This window comes from Mesorhizobium sp. CNPSo 4671 (assembly GCF_057784245.1).
On record NZ_JBWLUW010000001.1, the window covers coordinates 44398 to 63511 of the forward strand.

Sequence of the window (19114 nt, forward strand, 5' to 3'; positions counted from 1 at the left end):
GGCTTAACCGATCCTGATAGTGGCGTAGGGCGACATGACGAGATGGCCGTGGCCAAGCGCGGAAGCGTCGACCGGGACATCGTCCGCCGTCAGGTTCGCCAGCCACACAATGGTCTCGCCGGAGGCGGAGCGGCCGGCCAGTGCCGCAATCCGCGTCTCGTCGCTTGTCTTGGCGGACACATGGGCGAGGCCAGCCAGTTCACAAAGCCCCTTGATGGACTCGAAGATCGGCCGCGGTGACCCTTCGGTGACGGGTTCACCGGATGCCGCCAGCATGCCGAACGGCCCGGTGAAGCCGGACAGCGTCAGCATCTCCAGCCCGGCGGGCGCGACGCGCGCGGCATAGCCGATGGTCCAGGCGGCGGCGAACAGGCCGTTGTGGCGCGGATCGCGATCCGCCATGGCGATGCGCTGTCCCCGCGGATTGTCCTTGGTGGCGCCGCCATAGGGGTTCTGCCGCATGGCAATGGTCGAAGGCCCGATCCGGTAAGGCTTGTCGCCGAAGATCGCCTGCGCCGAACGGGTGATGAACGGCAACGCCTCCAGCGACTGCATGACGCTGAGATCGTCGGCGGCATGCACGATCGGGCAGGTGCAATGGGTGACGAAATCGAGCAGCCCGGCTGGGACGCGCTTGCGGTTGAGCTCGGTGAAATAGCTGAACATGCCGCCGCCGAGACGGATGTCGGGAAAGGCGCGGCGCGCCGCGGCATAGACATCCTCCAGCGGCGGGCAGGGCGGCCAGGCGCTGCCCGGCGGCGTCGACTGGCGGTCGACAGAAGGCGACACCGCAATGGCATCGAGCCGCAGACCTGCCCGACGCACGAGACCTGCGACGTCGGAGAGCTCGGCATCGAGATCACCGCTGCAGGCGACCACACATTCGAGCGTTGTCCGGGCAGGATAGGCACCGGCGAGCCGGGCGAAAGCGCGCAAAGCGTCGAGCCCGTGACCGCGCGTCGGATCGTAGTGAAACAATAGCTGTTGTGGACCGAGCGCCGACAAGGTGGCGAGGTTCGCCAGCGCTGTCTCGACATCGCGGGGATAGATGATCACGCCGACATCCGGCAGCGACGGACCGGGCTCGCCAAGCGTCACACGGACCGCACCGAACGCCTCGGCTGCAGCCGGTGTCTTGCCGTTGCCGGCAATGCGCAGGCTGATCGTCTGGCGGTTGGTTTGACCAGCCGGCAACACATATGGCCAAGGCAGCGCCAGCGGCCGCACATAGGTCTTGTAGGAGGCATCGGACCAGTTGCGCTGGTCCTCCATTTCGAAAATATCGCCTTCCATGCGGCATTCGGCGGTGACGCCGGGCCGCACCGCATGCGTGATGGCGCGCAAATCCTTGAACGGCTGCCAGGGGTCGATCAGGTCTGGCAGTTTCGTCGCCACCACGCTGCCGTCGGTGTGCTCGACCGTCACCGGGCTGCCGGCGAGGCCGGCGATCGGATGCAGGATGCAGAAGCCGCAGCGGTTGGTCTCGAAATCACTTTCGGGCAGCGCACTGACGTCGAACACCAGCCTGCCGTCCGCCGACCCCTTGATGGTGGCGTGGAAGGCGAGCCGGCTTCCGTTCGGCTCGGCGCAGCTTGCCGTGTAGCTGACGGAGAAAGCATCGGCGTACTGGTCGATGGTCAGGTCCGTCAACGCGGGTTCGTAGGTGCCCCAGTCGCGGTCGCGCACGATATAGGCGATGGCGCGCAGCACCTCTGTGCCGCCATGGCGGATGGTGCGCAGATTGCCGTTGACGAAATCGCCGCTGAGCGCACCGGCGGTCAGCCGGATCGGTTCGGGCTCCGCCGCGCTTGTGCCGCAGAGGAGGAAGCGATCCCAGGTCATTTCAGCAGATCGTCGATCCGCACCGGTTGCCGGCTTGCGGCGCCGGCATAGGCCGCCTCGACTAGTGCGAATGTCTTGAGGTTGTCGGCGCCCGAGGTTGCCGGCTCCTTGCCGTCTGCAAGGCTCTCGACCCAGTGCCGCTGGATCGCCAGTACGCTCTCCTGGATGTTGTGCCATGGCCGCGAGGCCCAGGGCAGCAGCGGTGGCGAGATATCGCTGACCGTCGTACCGCGCTTGCCGGTGACGGTGAGCAGGTAGCCCTGCGCCAGCCGGAGCGTGCCGTCGCTGCCGTCGATATCGATCAGCGTCTCGGGAAACGGCTCCACCGCAAGCCTGGTCGCATAGCTGCAATCGACCACCGAAGTGGCGCCGCTCTTGTGATCCATCAGCATGGTGGCGACATCTTCGCCGGCGATGGCCGGATTGATGCGCGCGGTGCGGGCGGTGAGGCTCGACACATCACCAAGCAGGAAACGCGCAATGTCGAGGATGTGGATGCCGAGATCCTCGATGATGAAACGCTTGCCCGTCGCTAGGTAAGGCTGGCCGGAAAACACGTCATAGGCGGAGCGAAAGGAGATACGCCCGAAGAAGGGCGTGCCGATCTCACCGCTGTCAAGCACGGCGCGCACCGCCTGGATCGGCGACTGCCAGCGGAAATTCTCATGCACCATCAGCGGCACGCCGGCCTCGGCGCAGGCCACGACCATCGCCTTGGCGTCGGCGAGCGTCGGCGCGAAGGGCTTTTGGCAGATCACCGGGACGCGGTGGGCGGCCGCCATCTCGACCAGCGGCCGATGGCTGGCCACGGTGGTGGCGATATCGACGAAGTCGAGCGTCTCGGCCGCGAACAGCGCCGCTGCATCGGTGTAGCGCCGCGCCACGCCGAACTGGTCGCCGACGATCCTGAGCCGCTCCGCATCGCGGTCGCAGATGGCGACGATCGAGGCGCCCTCTATGTCGCGCCAGGCATGCATCTGGTTGACGGCGAAGAAGCCGCAGCCGATCAGCGCTCCGCTCAAAGTCGCCATGCTCAACCCGCCTTTGCCATCTGCATCAGGGTGACGCGCTGCTGAAGCCGGCGCTGCGCCTGGTCGACGACGACGGCGACGATGATGACGAGCCCCTTGATGACCATCTGCCAGAACGAGCTTACGCCCATCATCACCAACCCGTCCGACAGGATGCCGATGACGAAGGCGCCGACAATGGTGCCGCCGATCGTGCCTCGCCCGCCCGACATCGAGGTGCCGCCAAGCACCGCCGCGGCGATGGCATTCAATTCGAAGCTTTCGCCCGTCGCCGGATGCGAGGCCATCAGCTCCGATGAGATGATCAGCCCGACGATCGCCGCACAGAAGCCGGAGAACATGTAGACGAACATCTTGACCATGTTGACGCGCACGCCTGAAATGCGTGCCGCGCGCTCATTGCCGCCGACGGCGAAGATGTGGCGGCCAAGCGGCGTGTACCGGGCGAGATAGGCAGCCCCCAGCGCCACCACGATCAGGATCCAGATCGATACCGGCAGGCCGACAAGCCTGCCGGCGCCGAGGAAGCCGAAACCGGTGGTGCCGAGTTCCGGCTTGCCGACGAGGTTGGGGAAGGTGCGGCCGTCGGACGACAGCAGCGCCAGGCCGCGCGCCACATAGAGTACGCCGAGCGTCGCGATGAAGGGCGCCACGTTGAGCCTGGTGATCAGCAATCCGTTGACGGCGCCGATCGCTATGCCGACCACCAGCGTGATCAATGCAATCTCGACCACGTTGAAATAGATAGTGTAGCCGATTTGCAGGTCGATGCCGTTGAGCACGAGATAGCCGGCCACCATGCCGCACAGGCCGACGATCGAGCCGACCGAAAGGTCGATGCCACCGGTGATGATGACGAAGGTCATGCCCATGGCGAGGAAGGCGTTGAGCGCCACATGCTTGGCCATCAGGATGAGGTTGGCGGCCGACAGGAAGTTCGGCGCGGCGATGGAGAAGAACACCAGCACGGCAATCAGCGCGATGAAGGTCCTGAGCTTCATCAGCGTCAGCAGCGCCGAGCCGCTGGAGGCCGATGCGGGAGCCGCCCTGGCGGGAATATCAGTCATCAGCGTTGCTCTCCAAATTCTGGGGCAAGATGTGCGGGGCGGGTCCATGGCCGAGCGCCGATGCGGCGACGATCGCGGCCTCGCTCGCCTCGGCGCGGTCGAACATGCCGGTCAGCCTGCCATTGCTCATCACCGCAATGCGGTCGGACAGCGCCATCACCTCGTCGAGGTCGGAGGTTGCGAAGAGGATGCCCAGCCCATCGCGCGACAGCTTGCGCATGGTGCGGAAGACATCGGCCTTGGCGCCGACATCGATGCCGCGGCTCGGCTCGTCCATCAGAAGCACTTTTGGTCCGGTGAGCAGCGCCTTGCCGATCACCACCTTTTGCTGGTTGCCGCCGGACAGCGACGAGACTTCCTGCGCCGGATCGGCGACCTTGATCGCCAGCTCCCGCACCATCTGCGTGACAGCCTGCCGCTCGGCACCGCCACGGATATGGAACAGGCTGACGAAACGCGACAGGCTGGCCAGCGTCAGATTGCTGGCGACCGAGAGGATCGACACCAGGCCCTCGCGTTGGCGGTCTTCCGGGATCAGCGCCAGGCCACGCCGGATCCGTCGCGTCGTGTCGCGTTCCCTGACCTGTTTTCCGTCGATGAAGATCTTGCCGCTGGCATGGCTGTGGCGGCCCATGATGCAGTCGAACAGTTCGCTGCGCCCGGCACCCATCAGGCCGTAGATGCCCAAAATCTCGCCGGCGCGCAGCGACAGCGAGACGTGGTCGACCGCCAGTCCGCCGGTGACGCGCGGCAGGCAGATGTCCTCTGCACGGAAGACCTCCTCACCGGGAACATGGCCGTCGGCCTTGGCAAAATCCTTGGCGTCCGAGCCGATCATCTGCCGCACGATCCACTGCGTGTCGACTTGTCTCACTTCCTCCTGGCCGGTGATGCGGCCGTCGCGCAGCACGGTGATGTAGTCGCCGATGCGGATCAGCTCCTCCAGCCGGTGCGAGATGTAGACGATCCCCACGCCGCGCGCCTTGAGGTCGGCGATCACCTTGAACAGGATCTCGACTTCCGCCGCACTCAGCGCCGAGGTCGGCTCGTCCATGATCAGGATGCGCGCGTCGAGCGAGACGGCCTTGGCGATCTCGACCAGCTGCTGCTGGCCGATGCGCAGATCCTCGACCAACATGTCCGGCCGGATGCCGGCTTCGAGCCGATCGAGGAATTCGCCGGCCCGCCGTTCCTGCGCCTTACGGTCGATCTTGCGAAACCGATTGGTGATCTCGCGCGTGGCAAAAATATTCTCAGCAACCGTCATGTTGCCGAACAGGTTCAGTTCCTGGAACACCATGCCGATGCCGCGGTTCACCGCGTCACCGGAGGAGGAGAAGGAGACCTCTTTGCCGTCGAGCAGGATGCGCCCGGCCGTCGGCTGCTCGACGCCGGCGATGATCTTCATCAGCGTCGATTTGCCGGCGCCGTTCTCGCCGACGAGCACATTGACCGCGCCCTTGCGCACCGCGAAATTGGCCTGCTTGACCGCGACGGTGCCGGCATAGACTTTCGAGACGTCTTCCAGCTTCAGGATGATTTCGTGACTGGGCGCCGTGGTCATGGCTTCGGCCCGATCTCGGCCTCCGCCGGGGTCACCAATGGCAGGTCCTGGCCGCCTTCGATCGTGTAGGCGCCGAGCACCTTGGCTGTGCGGCCCTCCAGCGCTTCGCGCGGCAGCTTGGACAGCACGGTCTTGTCGGCATAGGCATTGAAGGCTTTGCCGAACTGGGCGAAGTCGATCTGGTTGGTAAAGTCGTTGAACTGGACGAAGTCGAGGCTGTCTCGAAGTGCGGTTCCGCGCACCGCCGGCCCGATCTGGACGCGCGCATCCGCCTTGCCGTCGCCGTCGACGTCGATATCGATGGTGCCCGCGCGCGACTGTGTGTTTGCGGCGATGATCTTGCCTTCGACGCGGACCGCGAAAGTCCACGGCGAATTCGCCTGCTTCTTGGGGTTGCCGTATTTGGCGCCGGCCGCTGCCTGGTCGGTCTTCGCCAGCGCATGGACCTCGGCAAACGGCCCGGCCTTCTGCTGCAGATAGGGGATGACTTTCGAGGCCCAGATATCCTCGACCATCTTGTCCGGGTTGAAGCCGGACGCGTTGCCTGCGCCACCTTGGGCCGATGGCGTCGGCAGGATCTTGCAGGCGCCGAGGCCGAGGCCGGCGGCCAGCGCAAGGATCGGCCCAATCGCTTTGATCGGCCAAGTCCCCCTAATCCGCCAGGTCGGGTTGTTCAGCATGAAGGTCAAAGCATCCCGGTGAAAAAGGAGGCGAGGGACGAACCCTGGGTTCGTCCCTCGCTGTTTGCGTTGCGCCGGTTCAGTTCTTCAGCGCGAAGGTTTCCAGCTTGGCTGCATTGTCGCCATTGACGAGCACGCAATCCATCAGCTGCTTTTCCTTCTCAGGCGACTTCTTGTTCTTGATGAAGTCGTTGGCCTGCTCGACTGCCATCTGTGCCTGGGCGTAGGCCGGCTGCAGCACCGTCGCCTTGATGCCGCCTGATGTGATGGAGTCGCGCACATCGTTGGAGCCGTCGAAGCCGACGACGATGACATCCTTGCGATTCGCCGCGGCGAGCGCCGCATAGGCACCCATCGCCATCGTGTCGTTGCCGGAGATCACGCCCTTGATGTCGGGATTGGCCTGCAGGATCGATTCCATCTTGGAGTAAGCCTCGGTCTGGCTCCAGTTGGCCGATTGCTGCGCCACCATCTTCAGGTCCGGATAGTCATTGATGACGTCGTGATAGCCCTTGGAGCGGATACCGGCATTGGTGTCGGATTCCTTGCCGACCAGTTCGACGAAGTTACCCTTCTCGCCCATCAGCTTGACGAACTCCTGCGCGCCGAGCTGGGCACCCTGATAGTTGTTGGAGACGATCTGCGCCACGGCGACGCCGGTGGCGTTGATCTCGCGGTCGATCAGGAAGGAAGGGATGCCGGCATCCTTGGCCTTCTGCACCGCCGCGACGGTGGCGTCGGCGCCGGCATTGTCGAGGATGATTGCCTTGGCGCCACGGCCGATCGCGGTGTCGATTAGTTCGGACTGCTTGTTGGCGTCGTCGTCATGCACCAGCACCAGCGCCTCATAGCCGAGTTCCTTGGCCTTTGCCTCGGCGCCGACAGCCTCCGCCTTGAAGAACGGATTGTCGTGCGAGGGGGTGATGATGGCGATCAGGTCGGCCGCGAAGGCCGGCGCCGCCGTGCCGAGTGCCAGTACGCTGGCGAAAGCCGCAAGCGTCATTCTGCGAGTGAGTTTCATGAAGTCCTCCCGTTGAAAAGCTCGTGCCTTGATCGCGCAAGGCTGATGCATTGAATTGGTCAGGCTGCGGATCGCGCCGGATTCAAAAGCCGCGTGCCGGCTTATCCTGAACGGATCGTCGCTCCCCAGCCGTCCTCCACTCGTCCAGGTTTCCCAGCAGACCTGATGGATCCGAGTTCCCGAACAGCTTAGCCAACTGGTATAATGAGTCAACCACTATTTCAGATAATCTGTATCTGAGTGGTTGATGCTTTTTCCCTTCTCCCCTTGTGGGAGAAGGTGGCCTCGCGAAGCGAGGTCGGATGAGGGGTGCTCCAGGGAACGCCGACGTCTCACTCCGCTGGAACACCCCTCAACCGTCTCGGCGCTGCGCGCCGATCCATCTTCTCCCAGGGGGAAGGGAGAACCGAGCCCGCCCTCTCATGTAATCCGTTGAATGCTGGCGGCGATTTCTTCTGGTTCGAAGACGCGCTTCCAGTCGTCGCGCATCAGCACCGGTTTGCCGAATTCGATGGCCTTGTTGCAGGCATCGGAGAACACGCCCTTGGTCTCGCCGAAGATGACGGCGCCGAGCACATTCATGTGGCCGAGCAGGAAATCGAGCGCGGCCTGCCGGTCGACGCCGCGCGCCACGACCTCGTCGAGGGCTTCCTTCATGACGACGAGCAGCGAGGCGCACACCGTCTCCGAAAGGCCAGGCTCCAGCAGCGCCATATGTTCGACCGTGACGCGGTGCGAGCGCATCACCGGCGCCCAGATGATCTGGGCGATCTTCTCGCCCTTGGCGTAGTCTTCCTCCGGCCCTTGCATCAGGGCGCTGACGAAATGCTGCCTGGCCTTCACGCCGCCAAAAAAATCCTTCTTGGCGGCCATGTCGGTCTCGTCATTGAAGATCGGCGGATGGCAGGGATGGGTCACGAAATAGGTGAGGTCGGGACGATCGGGCAGATGGCCGGCGAAGGGTGCCGCCGCGTCGAGCACGATCACCATCGTGCCTGAGGCAAGCTTGCTTTCGATGCTGGCGGCGACCTTGCCGATATGCGTGTCCGGCACGGCCAGGATCACGACCTCGGCACCTTCGAGCGCCTCGTCGACGCCGACCGCATCGAAGCCCAGACCGGTTTTCAGCCGCTCCTTGCCCGCCTCGCTGATCTCGACGTGGCGGATCGTGTAGTCCGATCCGCGAAAATTGGTCGACAGGCGGTAGCCCATTTTCCCGCCCGCACCGAACAGCGCAATCGTTGTCATCTGGCTTTGCTCCTTGAACCTTGGGCGATCGTCGCGCGATCGTCAACTTATATACTGGTATGATCACTCTACCATAATTTGGCAAGTGGAATTGTCGGCCTGGCCCGTCACTCCGGCACAGACGCGGCCGCATCTGCCGGCGGCCTCGGCGTCGCGCCGTCGGCAGGTTCGGTCGTCGCGCGCCGCGCCAAGGCCTGTCGGCCGGCCAGCGCCAGGACGAAGATGACGACAATGCCCTGGACGATGTCCTGGGCGCCGGGCGGCAGCCCGATAATCTGCATGGTCGTCACGATCAGGATGAGCAGGATGCTGGCGAACAGCGTGCCGAGCGCCGTCGCCGAGCCGCCGAAGATCAGCGTGCCGCCGAGCACCACGGCGGCGATCGACTGCAAGAGGTAGGGCTGGCCCATTTCGAGGAAGGCGCCGCCAATATAGGCGCCGAGCAACAGGCCGTCGAGCGAGGCCAGCACCGACGAGATGATGAAGGCCGCCGCGATCACCCGGCCGTTGTTGATGGCGGCGAGGCGGGCGGCCGTGCGGTTCTGGCCGACCGCCGACAGCAGCTGGCCGAACACGGTGTAGCGAAGAACGAAGGAAGCCGCCGCCACGCCGAGGATGGCGATGATGGCCATGATCGGAACACCGGAGATGCGGCCCGTCGCCAGATCCTTGAGCGCCGGGCTGACGGCAAAGCCGGGGATCGCCTTGTTCGACAGCAGCGTCGCGGTCGCCAGCACATAGCCGGTGGCAAGGGTCGCGATGATCGCCGGAATGCCGAGGCCGACGACGAGCAGCGAATTGAGCAGCCCGACCGCGAGGCCGAGCAGGACGGTAGCGGCGACGCCAATGGCCAGGTTGGCATCCTGGCCTTTGATGGTGAGCAGCGCGACGAAGGCGCTGAGCGTGATCACCGAGGCGACGGAAAGGTCGATATTGCCGCGCCCGGTGGTGACGACGAACATCTGGCCGATGCCGACGACGGTCAGGAACGAGGCCGACAGCACGATGCCCGACAGGCTGGACAGGCTGAACCGGTTGGTGACGACGGAGAGCACGAGCCAGAGCAGGAGCACGCCGATCGCCGCCCAGATCCAGCGGTTTTTCTGGGCCCAAAGGGTGAAGGTGGACAGCGCGTTCATTGTTCGCTCCGGCGGTCCGCGGTCAGGCCGCGCAACGTCAAGAGCGCGATCAGGATCAGCCCTTGCGTCGCGGCGTTGAAGTCGCTGCTGACATTGAGCGTGCCGAGTAGCGCGCCGATCAGCGACAGCGTCACCGCGCCGGCGATGGCGCCGACCGGCGAGACGATGCCGCCGAGCAGTGAACAGCCGCCCATCACCACGGCGGCGACGCTGAGCAGTGTGAACGAATTGCCGGAGTTGATGTCGCTTGCCGTGTTGATTGCCGTCAGCGACAGGCCCGCGGCCGCCGCGAACAGCCCGGCGATGAGATAGCGCACCAGCGCGTAGCGTGTCGGCGACCAGCCCGAGCGGATCATCGCGGTGGGATTGTTGCCGAAGCCGCGCAGCACCACGCCGAGCGGCAGCCGGTCGATCGCCAAGACCACCAGGGCGACCGCGGCGATGAAGATGACGGATGTCGGCAGGAAGCCGACCGACCAGCCGAACAGCGCCGTCAGCCAGTCGGGGCTGGCGCCGCCCGGCGTCGGCTGCAGCGCATAACCCAGCCCGACCCAGATAAACGAAGCGCCGAGCGTGACGACGATGGCCGGGATCTTGCGCGCCTGGATCAGCCCGCCGAGACCGGCGTAGGCGGCGACCGCCGCCAGAAGCGCCAGCGCACCGAGCCATGGCTGGTCGTAGAGCAGCGTAGCGCTGAGCACGCTGACCAAGCCGGCGAAGGCGCCGACGCCGAGATCGATTTCGCTGCCGCCGACGATGAACATCTGCGCCGCCGTCACCAGCACCAGCGACAGTGCCGGCATCAAGAGCAGGTCGAGGCCGAAGATCGAGGCGACCGCCGGATTGGCCGAGATCATCACCGCCAGAACGGCGGCGAGGCCGATGAAGGGGGCTGCGTTCACCAGCCTGCGGACCAGCCCGGCCGCACCGGCCTTGCCTTGCGCGGCATCCGTGCGCTTGTCCGCCTGCTGGACGAAGGATGCCCCGACGATCGCGGATTCGGTGATCGCCTCGCCGATCAGCTCCTTGACGATACGGCCGCCGGCAAAGACCAGCACGCGGTCACAGGCCAGCAATTCTGCATCCTCGGTGGTGTGCCAGACAAGCGTCCGTCCGCTGCGTGCGATGTCGTTGCACAGCCGGTAGAAATCCTGCTTGGTGGCGATGTCGACGCCGCGCGTCGGATCGTCGAGCAGGATGATCGGCGTATCGGCGACAAGCGCGCGGGCAACCAGCGCCTTTTGCTGGTTGCCGCCGCTCAGCTCCAGAATGTTGGAGCCGAAGCGGTTTTCGTCGAGCCGCAGCCGGCCGGCGGCGTCGGCCGCGGCCTCACGGTTGACCCGGTCCGAGACCAGGCCCAGCGACGGGCGGCGCGCGAGGCTGCCGATGGAGATGTTGCCGAGCACGCTCCACAGCGGGAACACGCCTTCCTTCTGGCGGTCGCCGGCGATGAAGCCGGCTTCGGCGGTGCGGGTGACGGCGGCATCCTTTGCCGGATTGGGCTTGAAGATGGCATGCAGCAAATCCTTTTGGCCGCTGCCCTCGAGCCCCGCCAGCCCGACGATCTCGCCGCGCGCGATCTCGATGTCGCGGCCGAGTCCGGATGTCAGCGCACCGGACAGCCGCACCAATGCACCTCCGGCGCTGGCGGCGGTGGCGCCATGCTGGTGGACCGAATTGGCGTCGCCGCCCATGAGCTGCACCAGTCTGCTGATCGACGTATCGGCCACGTCCCCGCGCCAGGCGGTGCGTCCGTTGCGCAGCACGACAATTTGCGCGGCGATGTCGATGATTTCCTGCAGCTTGTGGCTGATGAAGATGAAGGCGAGGCCAGCCTTGGCCCGCTCGCGGATGAAGGCCCGCAACTGCTTGGAGCGATCGAGATCGAGCGAGGAGGTCGGCTCATCGAGAACGATGAGCCTGACGCCGGGCGTCGCGGCGGCGCGCGCGATCTCGACCATCTGCCGTTCGGCGATCGACAGCTGGCCGACGTCCGCGTTCACATCGATTGTGTTGCCGGGGAAGACGGCATCGAGCGCCGAGCGCGCGCGGCCTCTGTAAAGCCTCCGCCAGCCCGGGCGGCTTGCCGCGTCCTGCGGCGTCTCCAGAAAGAAGTTCTCGGCCACGGACAGGTTGGCGCACAGCGACAGTTCCTGATGCACCATGCGGATGCCGCGCCGTTGCGCTTCCGCCGTGTTGTAGTCGACGAAGTCAAGCGCCTGGCCGGCGAAAGCGATCGAGCCCAGGGTCGGCCACATCGTGCCGCAGAGAATGCGCATCAGCGTCGACTTGCCGGCGCCGTTGCCGCCGACGAGGCCGATGATCTCGCCGGCCGAAACGGCAAGATCGATCTCGGCATTCGCCAGCGTCGGCCCGAAACTCTTGGTGATCTGTGAAAGCGAGACGATTTCCTGCCGGATCGAAGCGGCGGGCGCCATGGCGGCTGCACGCCTTTGATCGGCAACGGCGAGATGGGACATTCGTCCTCCGTTTCTTCACGGCCAAGGATCGGGCGCCATCCGGCGTCCGATCCATTGTGCTGGTCGCGTTACTTGCTCAGCAGGTTCTGCTTGACCCAGTCGAGCGAATAGCTGGGGCTGATGATCTGGCCGCCCGGCAGCTTGGCGTAGTCCTTGAGGTTGCTGGCATCGACGGTTGCGACAGGCATGATCATCATCTTGGGCGCCTTGGCGCCTTTGAGCAGGGACAGGCCGAGCCAGAAGGCAGCGCCGCCAATGCCTGGCGTCGTGTTCATCGAGACCGTCTGGTAACCGTTCTTGGCGTTCTCGTCGGCCCACCATTTGACGAAGTCGGTGCCGCCGCCACCTTCGATGATTGGCATCTTGCCGGCATAGTCGCCGCCATACTGGACGAAGGCCTGTGCGATGCCGACGTCGTCGCTGCCGCCCTGGCCGAGCACGGCGTCGACATGTGGCAACGAGGGCAGCACATTGGCGATCGCGGCCTGCGCCACAGAAGCGGTCGCCTGGCCATAGACGGTGGCCACCACCTTGATGTCGGGATATTTCGCCAGCACCGACTGCTGCGCATTGAACATATCATTGTCCGGGGCCGAGCCCTTGACGCCGCGCACCTGGATGACGTTGCCCTTGCCGTCGAGCATCTTGAACACGGCCTCTGCCTGGGTCGCCTTGTAGCCCTTGAAGTCGAAATTGAGCTGGTAGTTGCAAGGCGCCGACGCGACCGAATCGAAGGAGACGACGATGATGCCGGCCTTGCAGGCTTTTTCGATGATGCCGTTGACCGCGGTTTCCGAGGCGGCGTCGACCGCCAACACGTCGACCTTCTTCAGGATCAGTTCGGCGATCTGGCTGTTCTGCTGCGCCACCGAGCCGTCGCCGTTCATGACGATGTAGTCGGCGATCTGTCCGGCGGCCTTGGCTTCCTTGGCCGAAGCCTCGAACGCTTCCACCATCTGGTGGCGCCAGGTGTTGCCGTAATAGGCATTGGTCAGCGCGATGACCGGCTTGTCCGACGACGCCATTGCGGGCAGCGCCACTACACTGATCAGCGCGGCGCTGGCCACCCCCGCCACGATTGAACGTTTCATTGTATCTCCTCCCAGAAAAACCATAGGACGCAGCGCATCTGCTGAGGATCACGCTATGTCAGGTACATATTATACCAGCATACCAAATAGGCAAGGGCGTTTGCTTTCCCCCGCGAGGCGTAAGCCTGTCCCAGGCGTCGAGTGATGGTTTCGGCGGTACGCTCGGCCATGCTTTTGGGGGCGGCATCAAGCCGAACCAGATCAGGCAAATGCGATTCCGGGATGGTCTTCAGCCTGCCATCGTCCGAATGAAATCGCGGAAGTGGCCTGTCGAGGAAGGCCCCAGACGATCACAGCGGTTCGCCAAGGGCCTATCGGTTCAACCGAGGTTTTCTCCCATGCGGGTGAAGCGGGCCGGGTCGGCCTTCTCCAACCGCAACGCCAGGAGGTATCCCACCACGGCGGCAGCCGGGATCAGTGCCGGCAAAATGATCCCGAGTGCACCGCCGGTGGTAACGGTAAGATCGCCGAAATGCACGAAGATGTAGACGAACAGGGCTGCCATGATCAGGCCGGACAAGGCAGGCAGGATCAAGGTCGACAGCGCCGAGGCCTCTCTCTGCCTCCTGCGGAAGAAGACGATCACCGAGAGTGAGGTGACGGTCATCATGCCCAGCACGCCGAGCGTGCCGATCTGGCTGATCCAGGTAAACATGTTGAGCACGGGATCCAGATGGAGGCCGGCGAAGATGGCGAGTGCGGTCAGCGGACGCTCGAAAGGCGGCATCATGCATTCCATCGCGCCTTGCTGGCCGCCTGCAATTCGCCCTGGACGCTGGAATTCTTCGAACGGCTCTACGCGGCGACCGAGCGCTAAAGGTTCTGCTCGCATCGGCATTGCCGGTGGGTCGTGATGTCCAGGCCGAGCACAGCGCGCTTGCGCAGGCTGCGCTTGACAGGGACGCCGAGAGGGCCTCGGTGCTGCTGAGCCAGCATTACTTTAGGACGGTGGAAGATCTGGCGGGGGCTATCAGCTTTAACGAAGTGAAGCTGCGTGCCTCACACTGATGAAATACGCCATGGCCAAGCCATTTGCGACAAAGCCCTCAATGCGGATCGGCTGGCGAAGGGGCGACGCGACGCTGAAAATATTTTCACGGCGAATGGCTGGTCACCATTGGACCATGCATGCCGGTGTCCTGGACGGAATTTTCCCGGCAACCGGCGGCACAGGAAAATACTGGGTCGTTGTCTGGACATCGATAGCAGTCTCGTCGTCGAAAATCCGGGCGATGAGGTGCAGCGCTTCGTCGAGACCCGACGATATGCCGCCGCCGGTCAGTCGGTTGCCTGACTCGACAAAACGCGGGTGGCCCCTCGCCACCTTGATTGCCGGGAAGCGGCGCAGGCAATCGACGAATGCCCAATGCGTCGTCGCCCTGTGGCCGTCGAGCAGTCCGGCCCGGGCCAGCAACAGCGCACCCTCGCAAACCGAACAGACCCATTTCGCATGTTTTGCGACCTGGCGCAGGTAGGCAAGATATGGCGATGCCGGGTCGCTCATGATCCTTGCGAGCGCATCGGGATCACCGCCGGGCACCCACAGTATGTCCAGTTTGGGCGTCGCCTCGAAGCTGGCTTGCGCCTCAAAGCGCACCCCATTCAAGCTGGTGACGGGCGCGCCATCGATCGACAGGAGAACCGTCGCCAGCCCCTTCTTCTTGTCGACCCAGGAGAACATCTCAAGTGGACCGGCCACATCGAGCAGGTTGACGCCTTCATAGACCGGGATGCCGAGTTTCATTGGATCGCTTCTCCCTGCTCGAAATGCCCATGGCGTGTTCCTGACCCGCCTCCCGATCCTCGCCATGGCTGCGACGCCGCCGTTGCCAAAACGGCGTGTCCCATCGTGCGGCGGCTGCATAATGCGCGGCAAGCGCCGGGACGTAGTCGGCAAAACCTTGCGCGGCGATTGCCGCGTAGCGGGCGCGAGCGAAATCGCCGCGCCCTTCCAGCATGTCGGATGCCGCGTAGGCTGCCAGGATGCCCGAGCGCAACGCGTGCACGATCCCGCGTGACGACAGCGGGTCGGCGCAGAACAGACTGTCGCCCGCCGCGACCCAGCCTTCGCCGGCGGCCGGATCGATCGTTGCGGTTCCCGCCGACTTGACCATGCTTGCGGTTTCGACAGCGTCGGGCGGCACGAGCGGCGCGATGGAACGTGTTTCGGCCAAGGCGCGATACCAGTGGTTTGCATCGCGCAACTCGCTCCCCAGATCGGGATCGGTGAGGCATGCCACCACGCGACGCTCGTCCGGCAGGTCGGCGCTGTACCACCAGCCTTCGGGGCGGGCCTCGACGACCATCCGGCAATCGCCCGGCGCGCAGTCGAAGAAGCGTGTGTAGGCTGCAAGGTGTCCATGCATCCGGAGCGTCGCGCCGAAGCACCGCGCCAGCCTCCAACCGCGGCCGGTCGCCCAGATCACCCCGCGTGCGGCAATATCTGCTTCGGCCAGCTTGAGCCGCCAGCCTCGATCGTCGCGCACTGCCGCATGCACGGTTGAGCCAAGCCGCGTCTCCACGCCCGCCGCTTTGGCTCCCTGTAGCATCAGCCGGTCGAATCGCGCCCGGTCGAGTTGCCAGCCGGGTCCTTGAGCGGAAAACATGCTGTGCCGCTCGGAGGGAGCTTCATCGGCCCACACTGAAACAAGCGCGCGATTTTCAACGAAGCCGGCCTCGGCAAACGTCGTCCACATGCCGAGCTGACGCAGCAATCCTTGCGCCACCGCGGGCAGCACTTCTCCCGGCTTTGGCCGGTCGTGCCGTCCAGCCTCCAGCAGGATCACACTCCGCCCAGGCGCATGACGGCGCAGCATCAGCGCCGCGGCAGCGCCCGCCGGCCCGCCGCCGATGACGGCGAAGTCAACTTGCCCGGACGGCATAGAAGGACGCCACCACCCCTGCCGGGTTGGTGCTGCCGCCATCGCCCGAATGCGGGATGGTGCGCACCACCGAGCCGACGATCGCCGGCACCTCCAGCCGGTCGGTGCTGTTCGGCCAGACGGGGACGAGCCAGCCAATATAGTCGTAGATCCACTCCTCGCCGCCGACTACGCCCTTGCCCTGGAAACGGACCTGCATCGGCGAGCCGTAGCCAAAGCCGCCGCGCAGATCGAGCGACCATCCCGGACCGCCGATCGTTCCTGCGAGTTCCGTGTCCGATTTCTCCGCGATGGCCAAGGTGCCTTCGCCGAAGAGCAGGTCGTTGGCCGCCTTGCTGATATCGGGGTCGTTGAGGAAGCTGCGATAGGTCCAATTGCCGACAAAAGGATTGGTCATCGTCATTCTCCCGAATCTTCGACGCAGATGTATTTGACGCTGGGCGAGGGCTGATCGAGCCCGCCGCCGGGATTGCGGATCATGAAGCCGAGCTTCGACCACTCGGTCACCATTTTGAGGTCGCCGGCCAAAGTCTGCGGAATGCCGCGCGCCCAGTTGCGGAACTGGGGATCGGGCTCGGCGGGGTAGTAGACCTGCATCGGCCGGTGCGCCGGCCACCACAGCGTCTCCCACACACGCCGCTCGCGCTCCATCAGCGTGTCGCCGACGCTGTCGGGATAAAGCACGTTCCATTCCTCGTAAGTGACGTCGATCGTCTGGGTGGAACATTCGTTGAAGTCGGCCTGCCAGGGCAGGCCGCTGAGCTTGGTCAGGTCGCCCGGCTGCAGACCTGTATCGAAATCGCTGCCTTGCGACAGCGGGTCCGAGGCATAGGCGATATAGCCTTCCTCGCTGACACCGGCGCCCCAGCGGTTGGCGTTCTCCTGCGCCGCGGTCAGCGCGAAGCTATACCATTCGGGGTCGGCTTTGATGCGATAGGGCTCGCGCCAGATCGCCGGGTTGCGGATGATCCACGTCACCTCGCCGCCGGGGCAGAAGGCGCCGCCGAGCCCGTTGGACAGCACGCCCTGGTCGAGGCCGCGACCGCCCGGCACGTTCCAGTCCTTGTAGGGCTGCCATGGATCGATGGGCGGCGCGAAGCCAGCATCCACCTCGTCGATGAAGATGCCGGCCGCCCATTGCCGGAGCAAAAAGAGCTGCGTGTCGGTCAGCCGCAGGAACTTGCTGACCGTCTTGTTGGTGATCGGGTTGTCGCCGGCCAGCATTGGCATCAACGGCAGGTGATAGGTGCGCGTCGCCGGGTTGGCTTCGAGCCGGAACAGGTTCTCCTCGCCAGGCTTGCGCAACAGGTCGAACAGATATTGCCGCGCGGAGCGGCCCGGATCGGTCGTCGCGTCCTTGGTCGCCGCGGCGAGCGCACGGTCCAGCAACTGGCCGGAACGGTACTCGAATGCCAGCCGGCGCAGCGCCGCTTCGATCGGCTCGTCCGGGTCGCTCGTGCGGTCGGGCTCCGCCGGCTCCTGGCGCGAGGACGAGCGGGCAAGCGTCAGCAACCGCTTCTTGGGTGGCGCAGCGGCTGCGGCGATGCGCCCGATGACGTCGGCGACGGCCGCATCGAATGCGTTGCGCGCTCCTTCATACGTGCTGTCCGCCGCGGCGTCGTTCTCGCTAAACACCTGCCGCCAGCGCATCGCATAAGCACGCGGCGCCTCGCCATCCTCAGGCGGGCAGACTGCGGTGGTGAAGGCAGTGGCAGCCGCCTTGAGCATGGCGCCGGCATCGCCGACCAAATCGTCTTTCGCCGCGCCCGGTGCTTGCGTCGCGTCGAGCAGCATCAGGCTCGGCTCGACCGCCGCCTCGAGCAATCGTCCGGCGACATGATCGTCTTTCGCCCGGCCTTCCTTTTGCGCCAGCGCGCGCGGCGCGACGCGTGGCGGGATGCACAGGCGATAGGGGTCGAACGTCCCCCGGCTCGATTGATTGTGCGGAAAATTCGACTGTTGCAGGATGTTGGCGAAATAGGAAAATTCGTCGGCGCGGAAAATGATCGGCCAGATGTCGCGCCAGAACCAGGGCCGGTAGGCTGGATTCCACTCCACCGGTCCCGCTTTCCAGTGCAGCAGGGCCGCCGTATCGGTGGGATCGATCTTCTGCGGCGCGTCGAAAGCCCCAGCCGTGCCGTACATGTCCGTGCGATAGGCGAATTCGCGGATCGACATGTCCTCGACCACGTCTTCTAGCGTGATCATGTCGAGCACTTCAGGCGCATAGCGGGGATAGCCGACCAGCACCCAGGCCGGATATTCGACATCGATATAGCGCAGCTTCTGGACGCGCTCCTCCATCATCACCAGCCGCGCCATCACCGGCCCGTCCGAGATGTCGTCGAACCAGCCGTCGCTGTTGGCGTAGGTCTCGATGCGCGGATGGCCGAAGCCTGAGAGGAACGAGCCGCTGTTGCCATGCCCGCCCAGCACCAGCAGCCGCCCGTCATCGTCGGTCATCATATCGCCCAGCGTGTCGATGTCGTTGGGCACCATCCCGGTCGGGGGGAAGGTGACGGCATAGGCCGGATTGGTGTCACGCCCGAAGCTTGCCTTGCGCCGCGTCTTACAGTCGACGGCCTGCGGCCCGGCGTCGATGATCAGCCTCTGCCGTTCGATCGGATCAGTGATATCGGGGTTGCGTTGCGGCGTGCCGGCGGGATAGCCCGCTTCGCCGCGCAAGCCGTCGAAGGTGAACCATGCCGCCTTCTTGTTGGCGAGCTGGACACGCCACTGGATATCGACCAGCTTGCCGCTGTTACCGCCGCCCTCGACATGGTCGTCGATCTTCAGCGGCACGCCTTCAGGGTGTGCCTCGTCATAGGCGAAGATCTGGAACCGCGCGGCCTGGCGCTTGATGCGGCCCTTATTGTCCTTGAAGTGCTTGATCGGCGCATCGCCCTTGGCGGCATTGCCGTTGGCGTCGCATTCGATCGGCAGCTGCGCCGGCTTTTCCGGCGAGATGCAGAAGGCTTCCGGGCTGTCGCCGAGCCGGGCGATGCCGACGGCGGGGTGGATGCGATAGGTCATTGGGTCGGCCATTTGATTTTCCCTCGGGTGCCAGTG

General features: G+C 64.8%; 15 protein-coding genes. All 15 read right to left on the reverse strand.

Annotation, left to right across the window (positions count from 1 at the left end; translation table 11 throughout):
- Window positions 1-3: 3 nt before the first annotated feature.
- The 15 genes from apnL to AC04SF_RS00300 all read right to left on the reverse strand — a co-directional run bounded on the left by apnL (window position 4) and on the right by AC04SF_RS00300 (window position 19090).
- A complete protein-coding gene (gene apnL, locus AC04SF_RS00230; RefSeq protein ID WP_488476002.1) occupies window positions 4-1842 on the reverse strand; it encodes a D-apionate lactonase in 1839 nt (612 codons plus the stop codon).
- Window positions 1839-2873 (reverse strand): Gfo/Idh/MocA family protein, encoded by a 1035-nt coding sequence (locus AC04SF_RS00235; protein ID WP_488476003.1) that lies wholly within the window; start codon window positions 2871-2873, stop codon window positions 1839-1841. The genes apnL and AC04SF_RS00235 overlap by 4 nt, the downstream gene beginning before the upstream one ends.
- Window positions 2874-2875: 2 nt before the next feature.
- Complete coding sequence (locus AC04SF_RS00240; protein WP_488476004.1) at window positions 2876-3940, reverse strand: ABC transporter permease; 1065 nt, start codon at window positions 3938-3940, stop codon at window positions 2876-2878.
- A complete protein-coding gene (locus tag AC04SF_RS00245) occupies window positions 3933-5504 on the reverse strand; it encodes a sugar ABC transporter ATP-binding protein (RefSeq protein WP_488476005.1) in 1572 nt (523 codons plus the stop codon). Before AC04SF_RS00245 ends, AC04SF_RS00240 begins: the two co-directional genes overlap by 8 nt.
- Complete coding sequence (locus AC04SF_RS00250; protein WP_488476006.1) at window positions 5501-6184, reverse strand: DUF2291 family protein; 684 nt, start codon at window positions 6182-6184, stop codon at window positions 5501-5503. The genes AC04SF_RS00245 and AC04SF_RS00250 overlap by 4 nt, the downstream gene beginning before the upstream one ends.
- A 79-nt stretch (window positions 6185-6263) precedes the next feature.
- Window positions 6264-7205, reverse strand: a complete 942-nt coding sequence (locus AC04SF_RS00255; protein WP_096455029.1) for a D-ribose ABC transporter substrate-binding protein — start codon at window positions 7203-7205, stop codon at window positions 6264-6266.
- A 420-nt stretch (window positions 7206-7625) separates the two neighbouring features.
- Window positions 7626-8453, reverse strand: a complete 828-nt coding sequence (locus AC04SF_RS00260; protein ID WP_096455031.1) for a phosphogluconate dehydrogenase C-terminal domain-containing protein — start codon at window positions 8451-8453, stop codon at window positions 7626-7628.
- Between the two features lie 107 nt (window positions 8454-8560).
- Window positions 8561-9592: an ABC transporter permease gene (locus tag AC04SF_RS00265; RefSeq protein ID WP_096455033.1), complete on the reverse strand. Its 1032-nt coding sequence runs from the start codon at window positions 9590-9592 to the stop codon at window positions 8561-8563.
- Window positions 9589-12072, reverse strand: a complete 2484-nt coding sequence (locus tag AC04SF_RS00270; RefSeq protein WP_488476007.1) for an ATP-binding cassette domain-containing protein — start codon at window positions 12070-12072, stop codon at window positions 9589-9591. The genes AC04SF_RS00265 and AC04SF_RS00270 overlap by 4 nt, the downstream gene beginning before the upstream one ends.
- Window positions 12073-12140: 68 nt before the next feature.
- Window positions 12141-13163: a substrate-binding domain-containing protein gene (locus tag AC04SF_RS00275; RefSeq protein ID WP_488476008.1), complete on the reverse strand. Its 1023-nt coding sequence runs from the start codon at window positions 13161-13163 to the stop codon at window positions 12141-12143.
- Between the two features lie 319 nt (window positions 13164-13482).
- Window positions 13483-13893: a hypothetical protein gene (locus AC04SF_RS00280; RefSeq protein ID WP_488476009.1), complete on the reverse strand. Its 411-nt coding sequence runs from the start codon at window positions 13891-13893 to the stop codon at window positions 13483-13485.
- Between the two features lie 381 nt (window positions 13894-14274).
- Window positions 14275-14907 (reverse strand): DJ-1/PfpI family protein, encoded by a 633-nt coding sequence (locus AC04SF_RS00285; protein ID WP_488476010.1) that lies wholly within the window; start codon window positions 14905-14907, stop codon window positions 14275-14277.
- Window positions 14882-16045, reverse strand: coding sequence for an NAD(P)/FAD-dependent oxidoreductase (locus AC04SF_RS00290; protein ID WP_488476011.1), 1164 nt, complete (start codon window positions 16043-16045; stop codon window positions 14882-14884). The genes AC04SF_RS00285 and AC04SF_RS00290 overlap by 26 nt, the downstream gene beginning before the upstream one ends.
- Window positions 16026-16442, reverse strand: a complete 417-nt coding sequence (locus AC04SF_RS00295; protein WP_488476012.1) for a hypothetical protein — start codon at window positions 16440-16442, stop codon at window positions 16026-16028. The genes AC04SF_RS00290 and AC04SF_RS00295 overlap by 20 nt, the downstream gene beginning before the upstream one ends.
- A 2-nt stretch (window positions 16443-16444) precedes the next feature.
- On the reverse strand, window positions 16445-19090 hold the full coding sequence (locus AC04SF_RS00300) for a LodA/GoxA family CTQ-dependent oxidase (protein WP_488476013.1): 2646 nt from the start codon (window positions 19088-19090) through the stop codon (window positions 16445-16447).
- Between the last annotated feature and the right edge of the window lie 24 nt (window positions 19091-19114).